General features: G+C 64.2%; 16 protein-coding genes. 8 read left to right on the plus strand and 8 right to left on the minus strand.

Annotated elements, in window-relative coordinates:
• The first annotated feature begins 6 nt into the window (after positions 1 to 6).
• The 5 genes from rnr (at position 7) to rpmG (ending at position 4,994) form a co-directional block, all read left to right on the plus strand.
• Positions 7 to 2,319 carry a ribonuclease R gene (gene rnr / locus AAFN55_RS14245; protein ID WP_347799495.1) on the plus strand — a complete coding sequence of 771 codons (2,313 nt, stop codon included), beginning with the start codon at positions 7 to 9 and terminating at the stop codon, positions 2,317 to 2,319.
• The gene (locus AAFN55_RS14250; protein ID WP_347799496.1) at positions 2,319 to 2,741 is read left to right on the plus strand and encodes a DUF983 domain-containing protein; all 423 of its coding nucleotides are present in this window, start codon (positions 2,319 to 2,321) and stop codon (positions 2,739 to 2,741) included. The genes rnr and AAFN55_RS14250 overlap by 1 nt, the downstream gene beginning before the upstream one ends.
• An 8-nt stretch (positions 2,742 to 2,749) precedes the next feature.
• On the plus strand, positions 2,750 to 3,511 hold the full coding sequence (locus AAFN55_RS14255) for an NUDIX hydrolase (protein ID WP_347799497.1): 762 nt from the start codon (positions 2,750 to 2,752) through the stop codon (positions 3,509 to 3,511).
• A gap of 27 nt (positions 3,512 to 3,538) precedes the next feature.
• Positions 3,539 to 4,723 (plus strand): MFS transporter, encoded by a 1,185-nt coding sequence (locus AAFN55_RS14260; protein ID WP_347800264.1) that lies wholly within the window; start codon positions 3,539 to 3,541, stop codon positions 4,721 to 4,723.
• Between the two features lie 103 nt (positions 4,724 to 4,826).
• Positions 4,827 to 4,994, plus strand: a complete 168-nt coding sequence (rpmG, locus tag AAFN55_RS14265) for a 50S ribosomal protein L33 (RefSeq protein WP_347513710.1) — start codon at positions 4,827 to 4,829, stop codon at positions 4,992 to 4,994.
• A gap of 416 nt (positions 4,995 to 5,410) precedes the next feature.
• On the opposite strand, the gene AAFN55_RS14270 is transcribed toward rpmG, so the two are convergent.
• Both AAFN55_RS14270 and AAFN55_RS14275 read right to left on the minus strand, forming a co-directional pair.
• Complete coding sequence (locus AAFN55_RS14270; RefSeq protein ID WP_347799498.1) at positions 5,411 to 6,784, minus strand: PleD family two-component system response regulator; 1,374 nt, start codon at positions 6,782 to 6,784, stop codon at positions 5,411 to 5,413.
• Between the two features lie 37 nt (positions 6,785 to 6,821).
• The gene (locus AAFN55_RS14275; protein WP_347800265.1) at positions 6,822 to 7,178 is read right to left on the minus strand and encodes a response regulator; all 357 of its coding nucleotides are present in this window, start codon (positions 7,176 to 7,178) and stop codon (positions 6,822 to 6,824) included.
• Between the two features lie 178 nt (positions 7,179 to 7,356).
• Between AAFN55_RS14275 and AAFN55_RS14280 the strand changes: the two genes are divergently transcribed.
• The 3 genes from AAFN55_RS14280 (at position 7,357) to AAFN55_RS14290 (ending at position 9,735) form a co-directional block, all read left to right on the plus strand.
• The gene (locus tag AAFN55_RS14280) at positions 7,357 to 7,671 is read left to right on the plus strand and encodes a DUF3572 domain-containing protein (RefSeq protein ID WP_347799499.1); all 315 of its coding nucleotides are present in this window, start codon (positions 7,357 to 7,359) and stop codon (positions 7,669 to 7,671) included.
• The gene (locus AAFN55_RS14285; protein WP_347799500.1) at positions 7,668 to 8,321 is read left to right on the plus strand and encodes a hypothetical protein; all 654 of its coding nucleotides are present in this window, start codon (positions 7,668 to 7,670) and stop codon (positions 8,319 to 8,321) included. The genes AAFN55_RS14280 and AAFN55_RS14285 overlap by 4 nt, the downstream gene beginning before the upstream one ends.
• A 97-nt stretch (positions 8,322 to 8,418) precedes the next feature.
• On the plus strand, positions 8,419 to 9,735 hold the full coding sequence (locus AAFN55_RS14290) for a DNA polymerase IV (RefSeq protein ID WP_347799501.1): 1,317 nt from the start codon (positions 8,419 to 8,421) through the stop codon (positions 9,733 to 9,735).
• A 5-nt stretch (positions 9,736 to 9,740) separates the two neighbouring features.
• Here the strand turns inward: AAFN55_RS14290 and AAFN55_RS14295 are convergent, their stop codons facing one another.
• From AAFN55_RS14295 to urtB, 6 genes are all read right to left on the minus strand, one after another.
• Positions 9,741 to 10,505: a L,D-transpeptidase gene (locus AAFN55_RS14295; RefSeq protein WP_347800266.1), complete on the minus strand. Its 765-nt coding sequence runs from the start codon at positions 10,503 to 10,505 to the stop codon at positions 9,741 to 9,743.
• A 249-nt stretch (positions 10,506 to 10,754) separates the two neighbouring features.
• Complete coding sequence (locus tag AAFN55_RS14300; RefSeq protein ID WP_347799502.1) at positions 10,755 to 11,054, minus strand: hypothetical protein; 300 nt, start codon at positions 11,052 to 11,054, stop codon at positions 10,755 to 10,757.
• Between the two features lie 127 nt (positions 11,055 to 11,181).
• On the minus strand, positions 11,182 to 11,877 hold the full coding sequence (gene urtE / locus AAFN55_RS14305) for an urea ABC transporter ATP-binding subunit UrtE (protein WP_347799503.1): 696 nt from the start codon (positions 11,875 to 11,877) through the stop codon (positions 11,182 to 11,184).
• Positions 11,878 to 11,976: 99 nt separating this feature from the next.
• Entirely contained in the window at positions 11,977 to 12,723 is a 747-nt protein-coding gene (gene urtD / locus AAFN55_RS14310; protein ID WP_347799504.1) for an urea ABC transporter ATP-binding protein UrtD, read from the minus strand.
• 5 nt (positions 12,724 to 12,728) lie between these two features.
• Complete coding sequence (urtC, locus tag AAFN55_RS14315) at positions 12,729 to 13,886, minus strand: urea ABC transporter permease subunit UrtC (protein WP_347799505.1); 1,158 nt, start codon at positions 13,884 to 13,886, stop codon at positions 12,729 to 12,731.
• A complete protein-coding gene (urtB, locus tag AAFN55_RS14320) occupies positions 13,883 to 15,496 on the minus strand; it encodes an urea ABC transporter permease subunit UrtB (RefSeq protein WP_347799506.1) in 1,614 nt (537 codons plus the stop codon). Before urtB ends, urtC begins: the two co-directional genes overlap by 4 nt.
• Positions 15,497 to 15,641 lie beyond the last annotated feature (145 nt).

The raw sequence follows: 15,641 nt of genomic DNA on the forward strand, positions 1-15,641 counted from the left end.
CGCGCTTTGGCGAAGCGGATATCCGGGCGGAAGACCGGCGGCGCTTCGAAGCGCGGCTCAGACGCGGCCGCATCCGGCCAGTACCGCCCCACGCGCGACGAGCTTCTGACGTTCATTCAGGAAAACCCGGACCAGGCCGGCAAGCGCGAGATCGCGCGCGCCTTCGGCCTCAAGGGCGACGATCGCATCTGGCTGAAGCAGACGCTCGGCGACTTGCATGACGAGGGCCTCGTCGAAAAACGCGCCAAGCGCATCGTGCGTGCGGGTGCCCTGCCCCATGTCGTGGTGCTGGACGTGTTCTCGCGCGATGCTGACGGCTCGCTGATCGCCCGGCCGACCGAATGGCCGGAGACGAACGGCGCGGCACCGCTGGTCTCGATCCGCCCGTCTCGCGCAGACACGGGCAAGGCACCGGGTGTCGGCGACCGGCTTCTGGCAAAGGTGTTCCCCACCGAGGACGCGGGCGGCCCAACCTATACCGGCCGCGTCATCCGGGTGTTCGAGAAGCGCCGCGAGGCGGTGCTGGGCGTCTTCCGCAAGCTTCAGGACGGCACGTTCCGGATCGAGCCTGTGGAGCGCCGCCAGGAAGAACTGGTCGTCGACAAGGATTTTATCGGCAATGCCCGCGAGGGCGATCTCGTCGAGGTCGAACCGGTGACCGCAGGCCGATACGGACTGCCAAAGGCCAAGGTCATCGCGGTGCTCGGCTCGCTGACCAGCGAGAAGGCGGTCTCGATGATCGCCATCCACGCGCACGACATCCCGCACATCTTCCCGTCGGAGGTCATCGCCGAAGCGGACGCCGTCGAGCCGGCAGTGATGGCTGGCCGTGAAGACTGGCGCAAGGTGCCGTTGCTCACCATCGATCCGGCAGATGCGAAAGACCATGACGACGCGGTCTTTGCCGAACCGGACACGGACGAGAAGAACCCGGGCGGCGTGATCGCCACGGTGGCCATTGCGGATGTCGCAGCCTATGTGGTCGCGGGATCGGCACTCGACCGCGAGGCGCTGAAGCGCGGCAATTCGGTCTACTTCCCCGACCGGGTCGTGCCGATGCTGCCGGAGCGCATTTCGAACGATCTCTGCTCGCTGCGTGAGGGCGAGGATCGTCCTGCGCTTGCCGTGCGCATGACGTTCGCCGCCGACGGCCGCAAGATCCGGCACACGTTTCACCGCGTGATGATGAAATCCGCCGCCAAGCTGTCTTACCAGCAGGCCCAGGCCGCGATTGACGGCAGGACGGACGACAAGACCGCGCCGCTTCTGGAGCCGATCCTGCGGCCGCTCTGGGATGCCTACGAGGTCCTGAAGCGCGGACGCGCCGGGCGCGAACCGCTCGAACTCGACCTGCCCGAGCGCAAGATCGTGCTGAAGGAAGACGGCACGGTCGATCGTGTGATCGTCCCGGACCGGCTCGATGCGCACAAGCTCATCGAAGAGTTCATGATCCAGGCGAATGTCGCGGCGGCCGAGACGCTGGAGGCGAAGCGCCAGCCGCTCGTCTATCGCATCCACGACGCGCCATCGCTTGCCAAGCAGGAATCGCTGCGCGAGTTCCTGCAGACAATCGGCCTGTCGCTGGCGCGCGGCGCGCAGATGAAGCCCGCTTCCTTCAACGGCATTTTGTCGCGGGTGTCGGGCACCGATCAGGAGGGCCTGGTCAACGAGGTGGTGCTGCGCACGCAGAGCCAGGCGGTCTATTCGCCCGACAACATCGGCCATTTCGGCCTCAATCTGCGGCGCTACGCGCACTTCACCTCGCCCATCCGGCGCTATGCCGACCTGATCGTGCATCGCGCGCTGATCGGCGCGTTAGGCCTTGGAAAGGAAGGACTTTCTCAAGCCGAGGCGGATCGCCTCGAAGAAGTCTCCGCGTTGATCTCGACCGCGGAACGCCGCGCGATGGCCGCCGAACGCCAGACGATCGACCGCCTCATCGCAGGCCATCTGTCGACCCGGATGAAGGAAGCCTTCGACGGCCGGATCTCCGGTGTCACGAAATCCGGCCTCTTCGTCCAACTGCCGCAATTTGGCGCAGATGGCTTCATCCCTGTGTCAACGCTGGGCGATGACTACTATGTATTCGACGAGACGGCGCGCGCGCTCGTCGGGCAACGGACCAGCGAAGGGTACCAGCTTGCGGATGCGGTCGAGGTTCGGCTGGTGGAGGTTGCTCCGCTTGCCGGCTCCATGCGGTTCGAAATGCTGAGCGACCCCAAGCCCATGCCCGGATCGAAACAGTCGTTCCACAAGGCGCGGCGCGGAAAGTCGCAATCACGCCGGCCACCGTCAAAGGGCCGAGCAGGGAGACGATGATGGAACAGCAGGTTTTTGGAAGCAGCGCCAACGACCGCCCGCTCATGCGTTCGATGACGCGCGGCTTCATGTGCCGGTGCCCGCATTGCGACAAGGGCCGCCTCTTCTCGGCGTTCCTGAAGGTCGCCGACCGCTGCGACAGTTGCGGCGAGGAATTCCACCATCACCGCGCCGACGATCTGCCGGCCTACCTCGTCATCTTCATCGTCGGCCATATCGTCGTCGGTGCGTTCATGGGCGTCGAGCGCATGGTCGACCTGTCCACTTGGCAGCATCTCGCCATCTGGGCGCCGCTGACGTTGATATCCACGATCGCATTGCTGCAGCCCGTCAAAGGCGCTGTCGTTGGATTGCAATGGTCCTTGCGTATGCATGGTTTCTCAGGCACCCCAGAGACGCTTGAAACCCATCCCGAACTGTAGGCGCTTCGATGACGAGCCAGTCCACCAGTGTTGAGGGCATGACCCGCGCGCAACTCGACGTCGTCGAGAACAAGGATTTCGCGCTCGGGAGCGGCCCGCGCCGCCCACGTGACGCGGCGACGCTGATCCTGCTCGATCGGGTCGGCGACGAGTTTCGTGTCCTGATGGGCCGCCGGCACATGCGCCATGCTTTCATGCCGGGCAAGTTCGTTTTTCCTGGCGGCAGGACCGACCCGGCCGACAGCCGGATCGCGGTCTGCGAGGGCCTTCACCCCAAAGAAGAGAAGAAGCTCGTCGGAACCGGCTCGCGCGCCACGACGGCCCGTGCCCGCGCCATCGCCTTGTCGGCGGTTCGCGAGACCTATGAGGAAGCCGGGCTGCTCATCGGGCGGCGCGGCGCATTTTCGACCAGTAAGGCCGACTGGCAGGGTTTTGCCGATCACGGTGTTCAGCCATCGCTCGATTCGCTCCGCTTCATCGCACGCGCCATCACCCCTCCCGGTCGCGTGCGCAGGTTCGACACGCGTTTCCTCGCGGCCTTCAAAAGCGATGTCGCTGTGCATCTCGAAGATGGCGGGCCGACCGATGAACTCGAGGAAATCGTCTGGGTGTCGATCGCCGACGCCAAGCAGACGGATGTGCCGGCCATCACGCGCACGATCCTCACCGATCTCGAGACGAGGCTGAGCGTCGATCCGAATCTCACACCCGGCGGCGAGGTTCCGTTTTACTACATGCGAAACAATCGCTTCTGCCGCGACATTCTCTGACCCCCTCCGAGCGAACCCATGGCGACGATGCCCGAGGCCCCGGTGCACGCGGCTGCGACAGAGATGCGCTGGCTGGCGATCGGCGCGGCAATCGCATCGATCAGCGTGGTCGGCGTGGCGATCGGGCTGGGCGTGCCGCTTCTGTCCGTCATCCTCGAGACGCGCGGCTACTCCGCCACCAGCATCGGCGCGAACACCGCCGTCGCAGGGCTGGCATCGATCGCGGCAGCGCCCTTCGCGACCATTCTCGCGGCACGCTTCGGCGTTGTGGCGACCATGCTCGTCATGATCCTCCTTGGGGGCCTGTCGTTCGTCGGGTTCTATTTCACGCCGTTCTGGGCCTGGTTTCCGCTTCGCGCGGTGCTTCACTTCGCTCTGACGGTGCTGTTCATCCTGTCCGAGTTCTGGATCTCCGCATCCGCACCACCAAGCCGCCGCGGGCTGGTATTGGGCCTCTACGCGACCGTCCTGTCGCTCGGCTTCGCGTTCGGGCCATGGCTCTTCGCGCAGGTCGGATCGAGCGGTTTCCTGCCGTTCGGCATCACCTTCTGTCTTGTCATGCTGGCATCCATCCCGGTCTTTGCGGCACGCGGGCAAACGCCGGATATCGGCGCACCCTCGAAACACCGGATCACCGGCTTCGCGCGCTACATCTGGATGGTCCCGATGGCGACCGCTGCGGTGCTCGTCTTCGGGGCCGTCGAGACCGGCGGGTTTGCGCTGTTCCCCGTTTATGGCGCCCGGATCGGCTATACCGAGGCCGATGCGGCCCTGCTGCTCACGGCGGTGGGTCTGGGAAACGTCCTCTTGCAGATCCCCCTGGGACTCCTCAGCGACCGCATGCGCGACCGGCGGCATCTTCTGGTCGCGTGCGCGCTGATTGGACTGGCGGGCGTGCTGGTCCTCCCGCATGTGGCGGGCAACTGGCACGCGAGTGCTGCCGTCCTGTTCATATGGGGCGGCGTGGTTGCCGGCCTCTACACGATCGGTCTGGCGCATCTGGGCGCGCGCCTCTCGGGACACGACCTCGCTTCGGCCAATTCCGCCTTCGTGCTCTGCTATGGAATCGGCATGCTTCTCGGCCCGCAGGCGATCGGCATCGGCATGGATGCGTTCGGTCCCGACGGGTTTGCGTGGTCCATCGCGATGTTTTTTGCGGCTTATCTTGCGCTGGCGGCCTACAGGCTCGCTGCGAGGCGCGTGCGGGGTTGACAATTTCCCAGCGTTCTTTATGTGTCCGCGCGAGTTTTCCGCAACAGGGCTGCCGCCCATGTCGATGCGGCGATCCCACCCTCAGGACTAGCGGACAAGAAAAATGGCCAAAGCTACGACCATCAAGATCAAGCTTCTGTCGACTGCCGATACCGGCTTCTTCTACGTGACGAGCAAGAACAGCCGCACGATGACCGACAAGATGACGAAGCGTAAGTACGACCCGATCGCGAAGAAGCACGTCGATTTCAAGGAAGCGAAGATCAAGTAGGTCTTCGCCTTCGGCGGCACGCCGCCGGCCTTGCGATGAAACGAAAAGCGCCGCCCTCATCGGGCGGCGTTTTTCGTTTCGGCTGAATTTTGTGCCTGACGAAGCAGGCGTGGCAGACACCCGAAAGGGGGTCGGCCGGCATTCTGGCAGCGGTACGAGGAGGCCACTAATTGCCAGAGCCGGCCGACCAACCCCACGGACCCAGGAGATGCGGCGGACCTGAGCATCATGGGGTGTCTAGTATGTAACGGGAGCCAAGGCGCCCCCGCCGTGTTACCCACCCAGACAGTCGCTCAAGAACGGAACAAAATCAACCATTTCTTAACTATCCACAGCAACTGCCGCGAAACAGGGTAAATTTTCGTATCGCCGTGAGTTGTGCCGGCACGAAGACTTCGAACGCGTGAAGCATCGTCTCAGGCAGCAGCCGCGACGACCCGGTTACGACCGCCATTCTTCGCCTGGTAGAGCGCGATGTCGGCGCGCTTCACCATCGCCTCCACCGTATCGGCGCCGTGCGCCATGGCGGCGATGCCCACGCTGACGGTCACGGTGATGGCCGCGCCGTCAGGCCCGGCCGCAAACGGCGTCTGCTCGATCTGCAACCGGATACGCTCGCCCACCTTCTGCGCGATCTCCGCATCCGTGTCCGGCATGACGACGACGAACTCCTCGCCGCCCAGACGGCACGCCAGATCGATGCCACGCACATTCTTGCGAAGCCTGCTTGCGAATTCGCGCAAGACGTCATCGCCGACGTCATGGCCGTGCGTGTCGTTGATCAGCTTGAACCGGTCGATGTCGGCGATCATCAGCGACAGCGGCCGGCGGCGGCTGCGCGCGCGATCGAAAAGCGTCGCCAGATGGCTGTCGAGGTAGCGCCGGTTGTGTAGCCCCGTCAGACCGTCGGTCACCGCCATCTCGATCGTCTGGGCGACGCTGGCGCGCAGATGATCGTTATAGCGCTTGCGCTTGACCTGCGTGCCGAGCCTGGCGATCAACTCCTGCTGATCGATCGGGCGGACGAGGTAGTCGTTCACGCCAAGGTCGAGCCCCCGCACGAGGCGCTCGTCCTCGCCCTCGCCCGCAAGCAGCATGATCGGCACGAAACGCGTGCGATCGAGCGTGCGCAACTGGGAGCAGAGCCGCAGCGGATCGTAGTCGGCAAGTCCGGTAGAAACGATGACGCAGTCGAAATCACCTTCGGCGGCCTGGAAGAACGCCGCCTGGGCGTCCGCGGCCTGCGACAGGTTGCATCGGCCGCGCAGCATGCGCGCAATCCGCTCCGACGAACTGGGACGGTCGTCGACGAGCAGGACCTGCGGCATCGCCTCGATGACCGCGTCGCGGCGGCTCAGCAACTCCTCGATGCCGATGTTGCGCGTGGTCGATGCGCGCAGGCGCAGCTCATCGGTCAGCGTCTTCAGCCGTACGAGGCTTTTCACCCGCGTCATGAGTTGCAAATCGTTGACCGGCTTGGTCAGAAAATCATCCGCGCCCACCTCAAGGCCGCGCACGCGGTCGCTGGCCTGATCCAGCGCGGTGATCATCACGACCGGGATATGCTGGGTCGCCGGGTCGGATTTGAGCCGCCGGCAGACTTCGAAGCCGTCCATGTCCGGCATCATCACGTCGAGAAGCACGACGTCGATCTTGGTGTTCTCGCAGGTTTCCAGCGCATCCGCGCCGCTGAACGCCGTGACGACCTCGAAATACTCCGCAAGAAGCCGAACTTCGAGCAGCTTCACATTGGCCGGAACGTCGTCGACGACGAGGATGCGGGCGGTCATGACTTGCGCACTCCGGTGCGGGGTGAACGATCATCCATCAGGCGTCACCCAGATAGGACTTGATCGTCTCGATGAATTTGCCGACCGAAATCGGCTTGGAAATGTAGGCCTCACAGCCGCCCTGGCGAATCCGCTCCTCATCGCCCTTCATGGCGAAAGCGGTCACCGCGATCACCGGGATCGTGTGCAGCTCGTCGTCTTCCTTCAGCCATTTGGTGACTTCGAGCCCCGAAACCTCCGGGAGCTGGATGTCCATCAGGATCAGGTCGGGCTTGTGCGTCCGGGCCAGATCGAGCGCTTCCAGCCCGTTGCGCGTCCGCACCGTCTCGTAGCCACTGGCTTCGATCAGGTCGCGGAAGAGCTTCATGTTGAGCTCATTGTCTTCGACGATCATCACCTTCTTGGGCATAAGCATCCTGTCCGACTGAGCCCGCGACCCGCAGGCGAAGACCGGTTGTCTGATATCCTGGTTAAACCGAAGTCTAACCTGATTTGATTGACGAAAGGCAAACCTTTGGCTGCAAGACAGACGACGCTTGCCCAGATCATCGCCGTCAGGCTACACGGCCTGCATGAAGATTACACGAGACGATCAGGGTGCGTCGGCCCGCGCGGACGCTGAACAGCTTGCGATCGCGGCTTTGGGCTACGTCGCCGCCGATCCGACGCTGCTGCCGCGCTTTCTGGCGCTCACGGGCATCGAGGCGAACCAGATCAGGCAGGCGGCCATGGAGCCGGGTTTCCTCGCGGGCGTGCTTCAGTTCATCATGGCCCATGAACCCACGTTGACGGCGTTCTGCGAGGCGAGCGGCACGAAGCCTGAGCGCGTCGGCGCGGCCCTGCGTGCGCTGCCGTTCGGCGACGATAGAATCGAGGCCTCGACATGAGCATCGATCCGGAAACGCTGCGCCAGATCGAAGAACTGTCGCATGACGATCGCCCGCTCCTGGTGCTCGACGTCGACGACGTGGTGCTGGAGTTCATCCGGCCGTTCCCGCGCTATCTCGAAGGACGCGGCTACAGGCTCGACCTTGGCACGTTCCGCCTGCACGGCAACGTCTTCCATCTGGAAACCGGCGATGCGGCGGAGCGCGAGCACGTCGCGGAAATGCTCGCGAGCTTCTTCGACGAGCAGGCGGACTGGCAGACCGTCACCGACGGCGCGGCGGCTGCCATCGAGACGATCGCACGCAAGGCCGAGGTGGTGCTGCTGACAGCTATGCCACATCGCCATCGGGACCGGCGGCGCAACCATCTCGACGCGCTTGGCCTGCCCTACCCGCTCCTGACCACCGAAATGGCCAAAGGGCCGGCGATCAGGCGGCTGCGCGGCGAGACACCACGGCCCGTCGCCTTCGTCGACGACATGCCGCACAATCTCGTCTCGGCGAAGGAGCATGTGCCCGACGCCCATCTGTTCCATTTGATGGCGGACAACCGGATTCGCGACATCGTGCCCAAGCCCCCCGAGGGCATCATCATCGTGGACGACTGGGCCGACGCAGGACCGCGCATAGCGGCAGCACTGGGCGTCTGATCCGACACTTCCATACTGACAGGAAGCGCCGGGCAGACCGCTTGTTGGCGTCCGCGCAATCAATTATGATTGCGACCGTTCCTGATATGTTCGTGTCATGCTGGCCCCTCTCAACGATCCCAATCACGGCTTCTGCCGGGACTGCCTGACGCCTCAGCAGACGGCGAGGTCGCGGTGCTCGTCGTGCGGAAGCCCGCGCCTCGCGCGCCATGGCGAACTCTATTCGCTGAGCCTCGCGCATATCGATTGCGACGCATTCTATGCGGCGGTGGAAAAGCGTGACCGGCCAGAGTTACGCGACAAGCCGGTGATCATCGGCGGCGGGAAGCGCGGCGTCGTCTCCACCGCGTGCTACGTGGCGCGCATTCGCGGCGTGAAGTCCGCGATGCCGATGTTCAAGGCGCTGGAGGCGTGTCCCGACGCGGTCGTCATCAAGCCGGACATGGAGAAATATGTGTCCGTCGGGCGCGAAGTCCGCGCGATGATGCAGGCGCTGACACCTTTGGTGGAACCGATTTCCATCGATGAGGCGTTTCTCGACCTGTCGGGCACGGAGCGGTTGCACAAACGCCCCGCTGCGTTGGTGCTGGCGGATTTCGCGAGACGCGTCGAGCGCGAGATCGGCATCAGCGTGTCCGTCGGCCTGTCCTACTGCAAATTTCTGGCGAAGGTCGCGTCGGATTTCCAGAAACCCCGCGGCTTCGCGGTCATCGGCGAGGCCGAGGCACTCGGATTTCTGGCCGAACAGCCCGTCACGATGATCTGGGGCGTCGGCAAGGCGTTCGCCGCGACGCTGGAGCGCGATGGACTGCGCCGGATCGGCCAGTTGCAGACCATGGAACGCTCCGACCTGATGGGCCGCTACGGGTCGATGGGCGACAGACTCTACAGGCTCTCGCGCGGACAGGACGAACGCCGCGTACAGCCCGAGCACGAGGCAAAGAGCGTATCGGCGGAGACGACCTTCGACACCAATCTGGCGTCTGCCGACGACCTGGTTCCGATCCTGCGGTCGCTGTCGGAAAAGGTGTCCGCCAGGTTGAAGAAATCCGGCATCGCTGGGCAAACCGTCGTCCTGAAGCTCAAGACCGGCGACTTCAAGATACGCACCCGCAACAGGCAGCTTGCAGACGCGACGCGTCTTGCGGATCGCATCTTCTCGACGGGCATGGAGCTGTTGCGCAAGGAGACGGACGGAACGCGCTATCGTCTCATCGGCATCGGAGTGAGCGACCTGCAGGATGACGACCGCGCCGACCCGCCGGATCTCATCGATACAGGATCACGCAAGCGCGCGTTGGCGGAAGGCGCAATGGACGCGCTGCGGGAGAAATTCGGCGGCAAAGCGGTCGAGACCGGCTACACCTTCGGTCGCGGCAGCCGGGGACGGCCGCCGCGAGAGACGGGGGAATAATCCGTCTAGATGTCCATCGCGGGGCGACGCGGCTGACCCATGCCCTGCTCGACCGGAGCCAGCGCCGAATCGGTGGCCTGCTGCACCGTCACGGGCTGCTGTGCAGGCTGCTGCGGCGCGAGCTGGCGGGCGATGAAGTCGGGAACCTGCTTCTGCGGGAACATCAGCGGCTCGTCCTGCAACACGACGACGGTGGTATCGATCGCGATGCGGCCATAGAGATCGATGATGTCCTGATTGAACAAACGGATACAACCCGATGATACCGCGAGGCCAATCGACCATGGCTCCGACGTGCCGTGGATGCGGAACAGCGTATCGCGATCGCCCTGGAACAGGTACAGCGCGCGCGGCCCGAGCGGATTGTCGAGACCGGGCTCCATGCCGCCGGCATACTGGCCGTAACGTTCCGGCTGGCGCGCGATCATCGACTGCGTCGGGGTCCAGCGCGGCCATTCGGCCTTGCGGGCGATCCGTGCCGTACCCTCGAATTCAAGCCCAGCCTGGCCGACGCCGATGCCGTATCGCATCGCCTTGCCGCCCGGCTGGACCAGATAGAGAAAGCGGTTTTGCGTATCGACGACGACCGTGCCAGGCGTTTCGGAGCGGTGGTAATCGACCTGCTGGCGGAAAAACCGCTCATCCACACGCGAAATATCGGTGGCCGGAAGCGGGAAGCGCTCCTGCGGCTGGGCGCCATACATCGCAACGTAATAGGGATCCGGTCCAGCCGGAACAGCAGCGCTCTGGAGCGCATCGGTCGTGCTCATGCAGCCCGCGAGGAACAGCGGGAGCGAGGCCACGAAGAGGCGACGGGACAATCGGCCGGTTACCCGACCTTCTGATTCGGATTTGACACACATAAGCTGAACCTGAGACTTTTATTCTTGTTGCAAGGTTAACGCGCAGCATTTTGCACGCATTTGTGTCTGCGGTTCAAACATGGCCAACGCTTGGGCGATATGGGGCGGAAAAGTGACCGCCCCGCCGCTGTGGCCAAGATGCAACAATGGGTATGATCAGGTGTCGGCGGACCCGCCGGCATCGCGATAGGCCGCGAAGGCCGCGCCAAGTCCCACCGCAGAGAGAATCGCCGCGTTCGCCAGCCGGTCGTTGGCCGCGATTGGCGGCGTGGAGGCCATGCTCGCCTCCTGCGCGCGCATCGCCTTGTAGGCGGACGCCAGCGAACTCGGGCTGATCGAGGAGATGGCCTTGAAGTGCCTCGCCTGCGGGGCGGCATGGGCCGAACCAATGTCCTCGACGGACGCAACCTGGCGCCGCGAGCCAACGCCCGCTTGCGGCGATCCACCAATCAACATTCAAGTGCCCCCAGGAATAACCGGCAAGTTTCGGTCCGCGGGCCCTAGACGAAACCAGTCGAGAAACGGTTTAGGCACGCTGCGGCAATTGACTAAAATCCGCCGAAACGGCCTTGCGGCCGGTTCCTCAGACGGTGAGGAAACGGCGTACGTCCGGCTTGTCGAGATCCTCGGCGGGACCTGAGTGCACCACCTGCCCGCGATCCATGATGTAGACCTGATCGGCCAGCTCCCGGCAGAAATCGAGATACTGCTCGACCAGCAGGATGGCGATGCCCGCCGTGTCGCGCAGATAGCGGATCGCACGGCCGATGTCCTTGATGATGGACGGCTGGATGCCCTCGGTCGGCTCGTCGAGCACGAGCAGCCTCGGCCGCATGGTGAGCGCGCGGCCGATCGCGAGCTGCTGCTGCTGCCCGCCGGACAGATCGCCGCCGCGACGGCCAAGCATGTCCTTCAGGACCGGAAACAGGTCGAAAACATGGTCCGGTATATGACGATCGGCGCGCTTCAGCGGCGCAAAGCCGGTCTCCAGATTCTCGCGCACGCTGAGCAGCGGAAAGATCTCCCTGCCCTGCGGAACGAATGCGATGCCCGACCGGGCGCGATCATACGCCGCGCTCCGGTCGAGCGCCTTCCCCTCGAAGGCAACTTCTCCAGACGTCGGCCGATGGTGGCCGACGATGGATCTCATAAGGCTGGTCTTACCGACGCCGTTTCGGCCCAGGACACAGGTGATCTTGGCGGCCTCCGCCTTGAGCGACACCCCGCGCAGCGCTTGCGCGGCGCCATAGTGAAGCGTGAGATCGGTAACCGTCAGCATCAGTTCATCCTCCGGCGAAACCAGAACGGCAGGCACGCCTTGCGCCGGCGGATGATCGCGTTGGGGATCTGATCGAGCGAGAACCGCCACATCATGCCGTCACCTTCCCAGATAGACTTCGACGACGCGGTCGTCGGCGGACACGAAATCCAGCGTGCCCTCGGACAGAACGCTTCCTTCGTGCAGGCACGTCACCTTGACGCCGAGCTCGCGCACGAAATGCATGTCGTGCTCGACCACGACCACCGAATGCGTCCGCGCGATATCCCTCAGAAGCCGCGCGGTTTCTTCCGTTTCAGCATCCGTCATGCCCGCGACCGGCTCATCGACCAGCAGGAGCTTGGGGTCCTGCGCGAGCAGCATGCCGATCTCCAGCCACTGCTTCTGTCCGTGCGACAGGTTGGCGGCCAGGTCGTGCCTGCGTGCCTCGAGACGAACAGTCGCGAGGATCGCGTCGATCCGCTGGCGCTCGGCATGCGTTCCACGGTGAAAGAGGGTCGGAAAGATGCCACGCTTGCCCTTGAGCGACAGGACGAGATTGTCCTCAACGGAATGGCTCTCGAAGACGGTTGGCTTCTGGAACTTGCGGCCGATGCCCATCATCGCGATGTCGGCTTCATCGTGAAGCGTCAGGTCGATCTCGCCATCGAAGAAGACCTCGCCCGCGTCGGGCCGCGTCTTGCCGGTGATGATGTCCATCATCGTGGTCTTGCCGGCGCCGTTCGGACCGATGATGGCGCGCATTTCGCCCCGGTCGAGCACCAGTGACAGATTGTTGATCGCGCGAAACCCGTCGAATGAGACCGAGACGCCGTCGAGATAGAGGATGGTGTTGCTTTTGCTCATGGACGTCACTCGGCCGGCTGTGGTTCGGCATCGCCGCGCGGCAAATCGGCATCTTTCGCGGCCCTGCGCTCGGCACGCCCGGTGCGCCATTGCTCCCACGTGCCGACGATGCCCTTGGGCAGGAACAGGGTGACGAAGACGAACAACCCGCCCAGCGCGAACAGCCACAGTTCCGGATAGGCGGCGGTGAACCACGACTTGGCGTAATTGACGAGAACGGCACCGATGATCGGGCCGATCAACGTTCCGCGTCCGCCGATCGCCGTCCAGATGACGATTTCGATCGAGTTCGCCGGCGCGAATTCGCCGGGATTGATGATACCGACCTGCGGCACGTACAGAGCGCCGGCGATTCCGGCGATGACCGCCGACACGACGAAGGCGAAAAGCTTCACGAACTCCGGCCGGTAGCCGATGAAGCGCGTGCGGCTCTCCGCATCCCGCACGGCGATCATCACCTTGCCGAGCTTGGATTTTGTGATCGCCGCGCACATGATCAGCGACGCGGCAAGCATGACCGCCGTGATGGCGAAAAGCGCGCCGCGCGTCCCCGGCGCCTGAACCGAATAGCCGAGAATGTCCTTGAAGTCGGTGAGGCCGTTGTTGCCGCCAAAGCCCATGTCGTTTCGGAAGAAGGACAGCATCAGCGCGTAGGTCATCGCCTGCGTTATGATCGACAGGTAGACGCCCGTCACGCGGCTGCGGAACGCGAACCAGCCGAACACGAAGGCGAGCAGCCCCGGCGCGACGAGCACCATCACAATCGCGAACCAGAACATGTCGAAGCCGTACCAGTACCAGGGCAGTTCCGACCAGTTGAGGAAGACCATGAAGTCCGGCAGGTTCGGGTTGGCGTAGACGCCGCGATCGCCGATCTGGCGCATCAGGTACATGCCCATCGCGTAGCCTCCGAGCGCGAAGAACGCGCCGTGCCCAAGCGACAGGATGCCGACATAGCCCCAGACGAGATCGAGCGCGAGCGCCAGCATGGCGTAGGTCAGGTATTTGCCGAGCAGCGCCACCATGTAATTCGGCACGCGCAGCGGATTGCCGGGCGACAGAAGCAGATTGGATGCAGGCACCAGGATCGCGACGGCGATCAGGAGGCCCGCAAGCCACAGAACCTTGCCGTCGAGATGGCGCAGAAGCCGAGCGGTAATCATGCCTCGATCGCCCTTCCCTTGAGCGCGAAAAGCCCGCGCGGCCGCTTCTGGATGAACAGGATAATGATGACGAGCACGAAAATCTTGGCGAGCACCGCGCCCGCATAGGGCTCCATGAACTTGTTCACGATGCCGAGCGTCAGCGCGCCGACGAGCGTGCCCCACAGATTGCCGACACCGCCGAAGACGACCACCATGAAGCTGTCGATGATGTAGCCCTGCCCCAGATTGGGCGAGACGTTGTCGACCTGGCTGAGCGCGACGCCGGCCAAGCCCGCGATGCCGGAGCCCAGGCCGAAGGTCATCGCATCCACCCACGGCGTGCGGATGCCCATCGAGGCCGCCATGCGGCGGTTCTGCGTCACCGCGCGCATTTGAAGTCCCAGCGCGGTGCGCTTCATGACGAGCAGGAGCACGGCGAACACGGTGATCGCGAAGATCACGATCCAGAATCGGTTCCACGTCATCGCGATGCCGTAGAAGTCGAAGGAGCCCGACATCCATGACGGGTTTCCGACCTCGCGGTTGTTCGCGCCGAAGGTCGATCGCACGGCTTGCTGGATGATCAGCGAAAGCCCCCACGTGGCAAGAAGCGTTTCCAGCGGACGGCCGTAGAGGAAACGAATGACGCCGCGCTCGATCGCCACGCCGATGGCACCCGTCACGAGGAAGGCGAGCGGCAGCGCGATCGCCAGCGACCAGTCGAACAGGCCGGGATAAGACGTGCGGATCACATTCTGCACGACGAAGGTCGTGTAGGCGCCGATCATCACCATCTCGCCATGCGCCATGTTGATGACGCCCATCACGCCGAAGGTGATGGCAAGGCCGATGGCCGCCAGCAGCAGCACCGATCCGAGCGAGATGCCGTACCACACGTTCTGGCCGACATCGAGCATGGCAAGGTGGCGCTGGATGCGGTCGATCCCGGCTTCGATCGCGGGCCGCGCCTCATTGGACGCGCCGGCAAGGACCGAGCCGAGGATGCCGAGCGCCTGACGCCCGCCCCGCTCGGCGATGATGTCGACCGCTTGCGCGAACGCCTCGGCGGGCGCGTCGGTGCGCAGCATCGCTGCCGCCCTCGCCTGTTCCATCACGAGCAGGACGCCGGCGTCCTGCTCGTCCGCGATCGCTTCATCGAGAAGCGGGATGTTGTCCGCGTCCGGCGTGAGGAACATCGATTCCGCGGCTGCCCGCCGCGTGCCCGCATTCGGGCTCATCAGGGTCAACTGGCCGATCGCCGCCCTCACCGAGCGCCGCAGGCTGTTGTTGACGCGGATTTTCTCGACGGCGTTACGCGCGACTTCGCCATTCTCGGCGTTGGTCACGGCATCCCTGAGCCGGAAATTGTCACCGGCACGCGAGACGAGCACGATCTGGCCTGTATCCTCGACGACGTAGAGGTCGCCGGCGGCCAGCGCATCCAGAAGCGGCACGAGCGCGGTCTCACCCGTCGCGGCAAGCCGAGAGACCACGCGCCCGCGATCCGAAAAGCTGCCGTCAGGCAGTTGGCGGACGAGGTCTTCGATGGATTGGGCGTGTGCGGGGAGTGTGGTGAGGAGACAAATGACGAGTGCAACGAGCCGCCACACGGACTGGATGATTTGCACCCCTGCACGCCCCCCTCCGGCCTGCCGGCCATCTCCCCCACACGGGGGGAGATCACGCGCGGCAAGGCTTGTGATCAGCTGATCTCCCCCCTCGTGGGGGAGATGGCCGGCAGGCCGGAGGGGGGCAACATAGGGCATCAACGAA

Origin of the sequence: Mesorhizobium sp. CAU 1732, assembly GCF_039888675.1 — a bacterium.
Lineage (GTDB): Bacteria > Pseudomonadota > Alphaproteobacteria > Rhizobiales > Rhizobiaceae > Aerobium.

What these genes read in the sequence shown, in the direction of transcription:
- AAFN55_RS14250 (WP_347799496.1), top strand. Translation starts at nt 2,319, where the DNA reads ATGGAACAGCAGGTTTTTGGAAGCAGCGCCAACGACCGCCCGCTCATG.
- AAFN55_RS14255 (WP_347799497.1), top strand. Translation starts at nt 2,750, where the DNA reads ATGACGAGCCAGTCCACCAGTGTTGAGGGCATGACCCGCGCGCAACTC.
- AAFN55_RS14260 (WP_347800264.1), top strand. Translation starts at nt 3,539, where the DNA reads ATGCCCGAGGCCCCGGTGCACGCGGCTGCGACAGAGATGCGCTGGCTG.
- rpmG (WP_347513710.1), top strand. Translation starts at nt 4,827, where the DNA reads ATGGCCAAAGCTACGACCATCAAGATCAAGCTTCTGTCGACTGCCGAT.
- AAFN55_RS14270 (WP_347799498.1), bottom strand. Translation starts at nt 6,784, where the DNA reads ATGACCGCCCGCATCCTCGTCGTCGACGACGTTCCGGCCAATGTGAAG.
- AAFN55_RS14275 (WP_347800265.1), bottom strand. Translation starts at nt 7,178, where the DNA reads ATGATCGTCGAAGACAATGAGCTCAACATGAAGCTCTTCCGCGACCTG.
- AAFN55_RS14280 (WP_347799499.1), top strand. Translation starts at nt 7,357, where the DNA reads ATGAAGATTACACGAGACGATCAGGGTGCGTCGGCCCGCGCGGACGCT.
- AAFN55_RS14285 (WP_347799500.1), top strand. Translation starts at nt 7,668, where the DNA reads ATGAGCATCGATCCGGAAACGCTGCGCCAGATCGAAGAACTGTCGCAT.
- AAFN55_RS14290 (WP_347799501.1), top strand. Translation starts at nt 8,419, where the DNA reads ATGCTGGCCCCTCTCAACGATCCCAATCACGGCTTCTGCCGGGACTGC.
- AAFN55_RS14295 (WP_347800266.1), bottom strand. Translation starts at nt 10,505, where the DNA reads ATGAGCACGACCGATGCGCTCCAGAGCGCTGCTGTTCCGGCTGGACCG.
- AAFN55_RS14300 (WP_347799502.1), bottom strand. Translation starts at nt 11,054, where the DNA reads ATGTTGATTGGTGGATCGCCGCAAGCGGGCGTTGGCTCGCGGCGCCAG.
- urtE (WP_347799503.1), bottom strand. Translation starts at nt 11,877, where the DNA reads ATGCTGACGGTTACCGATCTCACGCTTCACTATGGCGCCGCGCAAGCG.
- urtD (WP_347799504.1), bottom strand. Translation starts at nt 12,723, where the DNA reads ATGAGCAAAAGCAACACCATCCTCTATCTCGACGGCGTCTCGGTCTCA.
- urtC (WP_347799505.1), bottom strand. Translation starts at nt 13,886, where the DNA reads ATGATTACCGCTCGGCTTCTGCGCCATCTCGACGGCAAGGTTCTGTGG.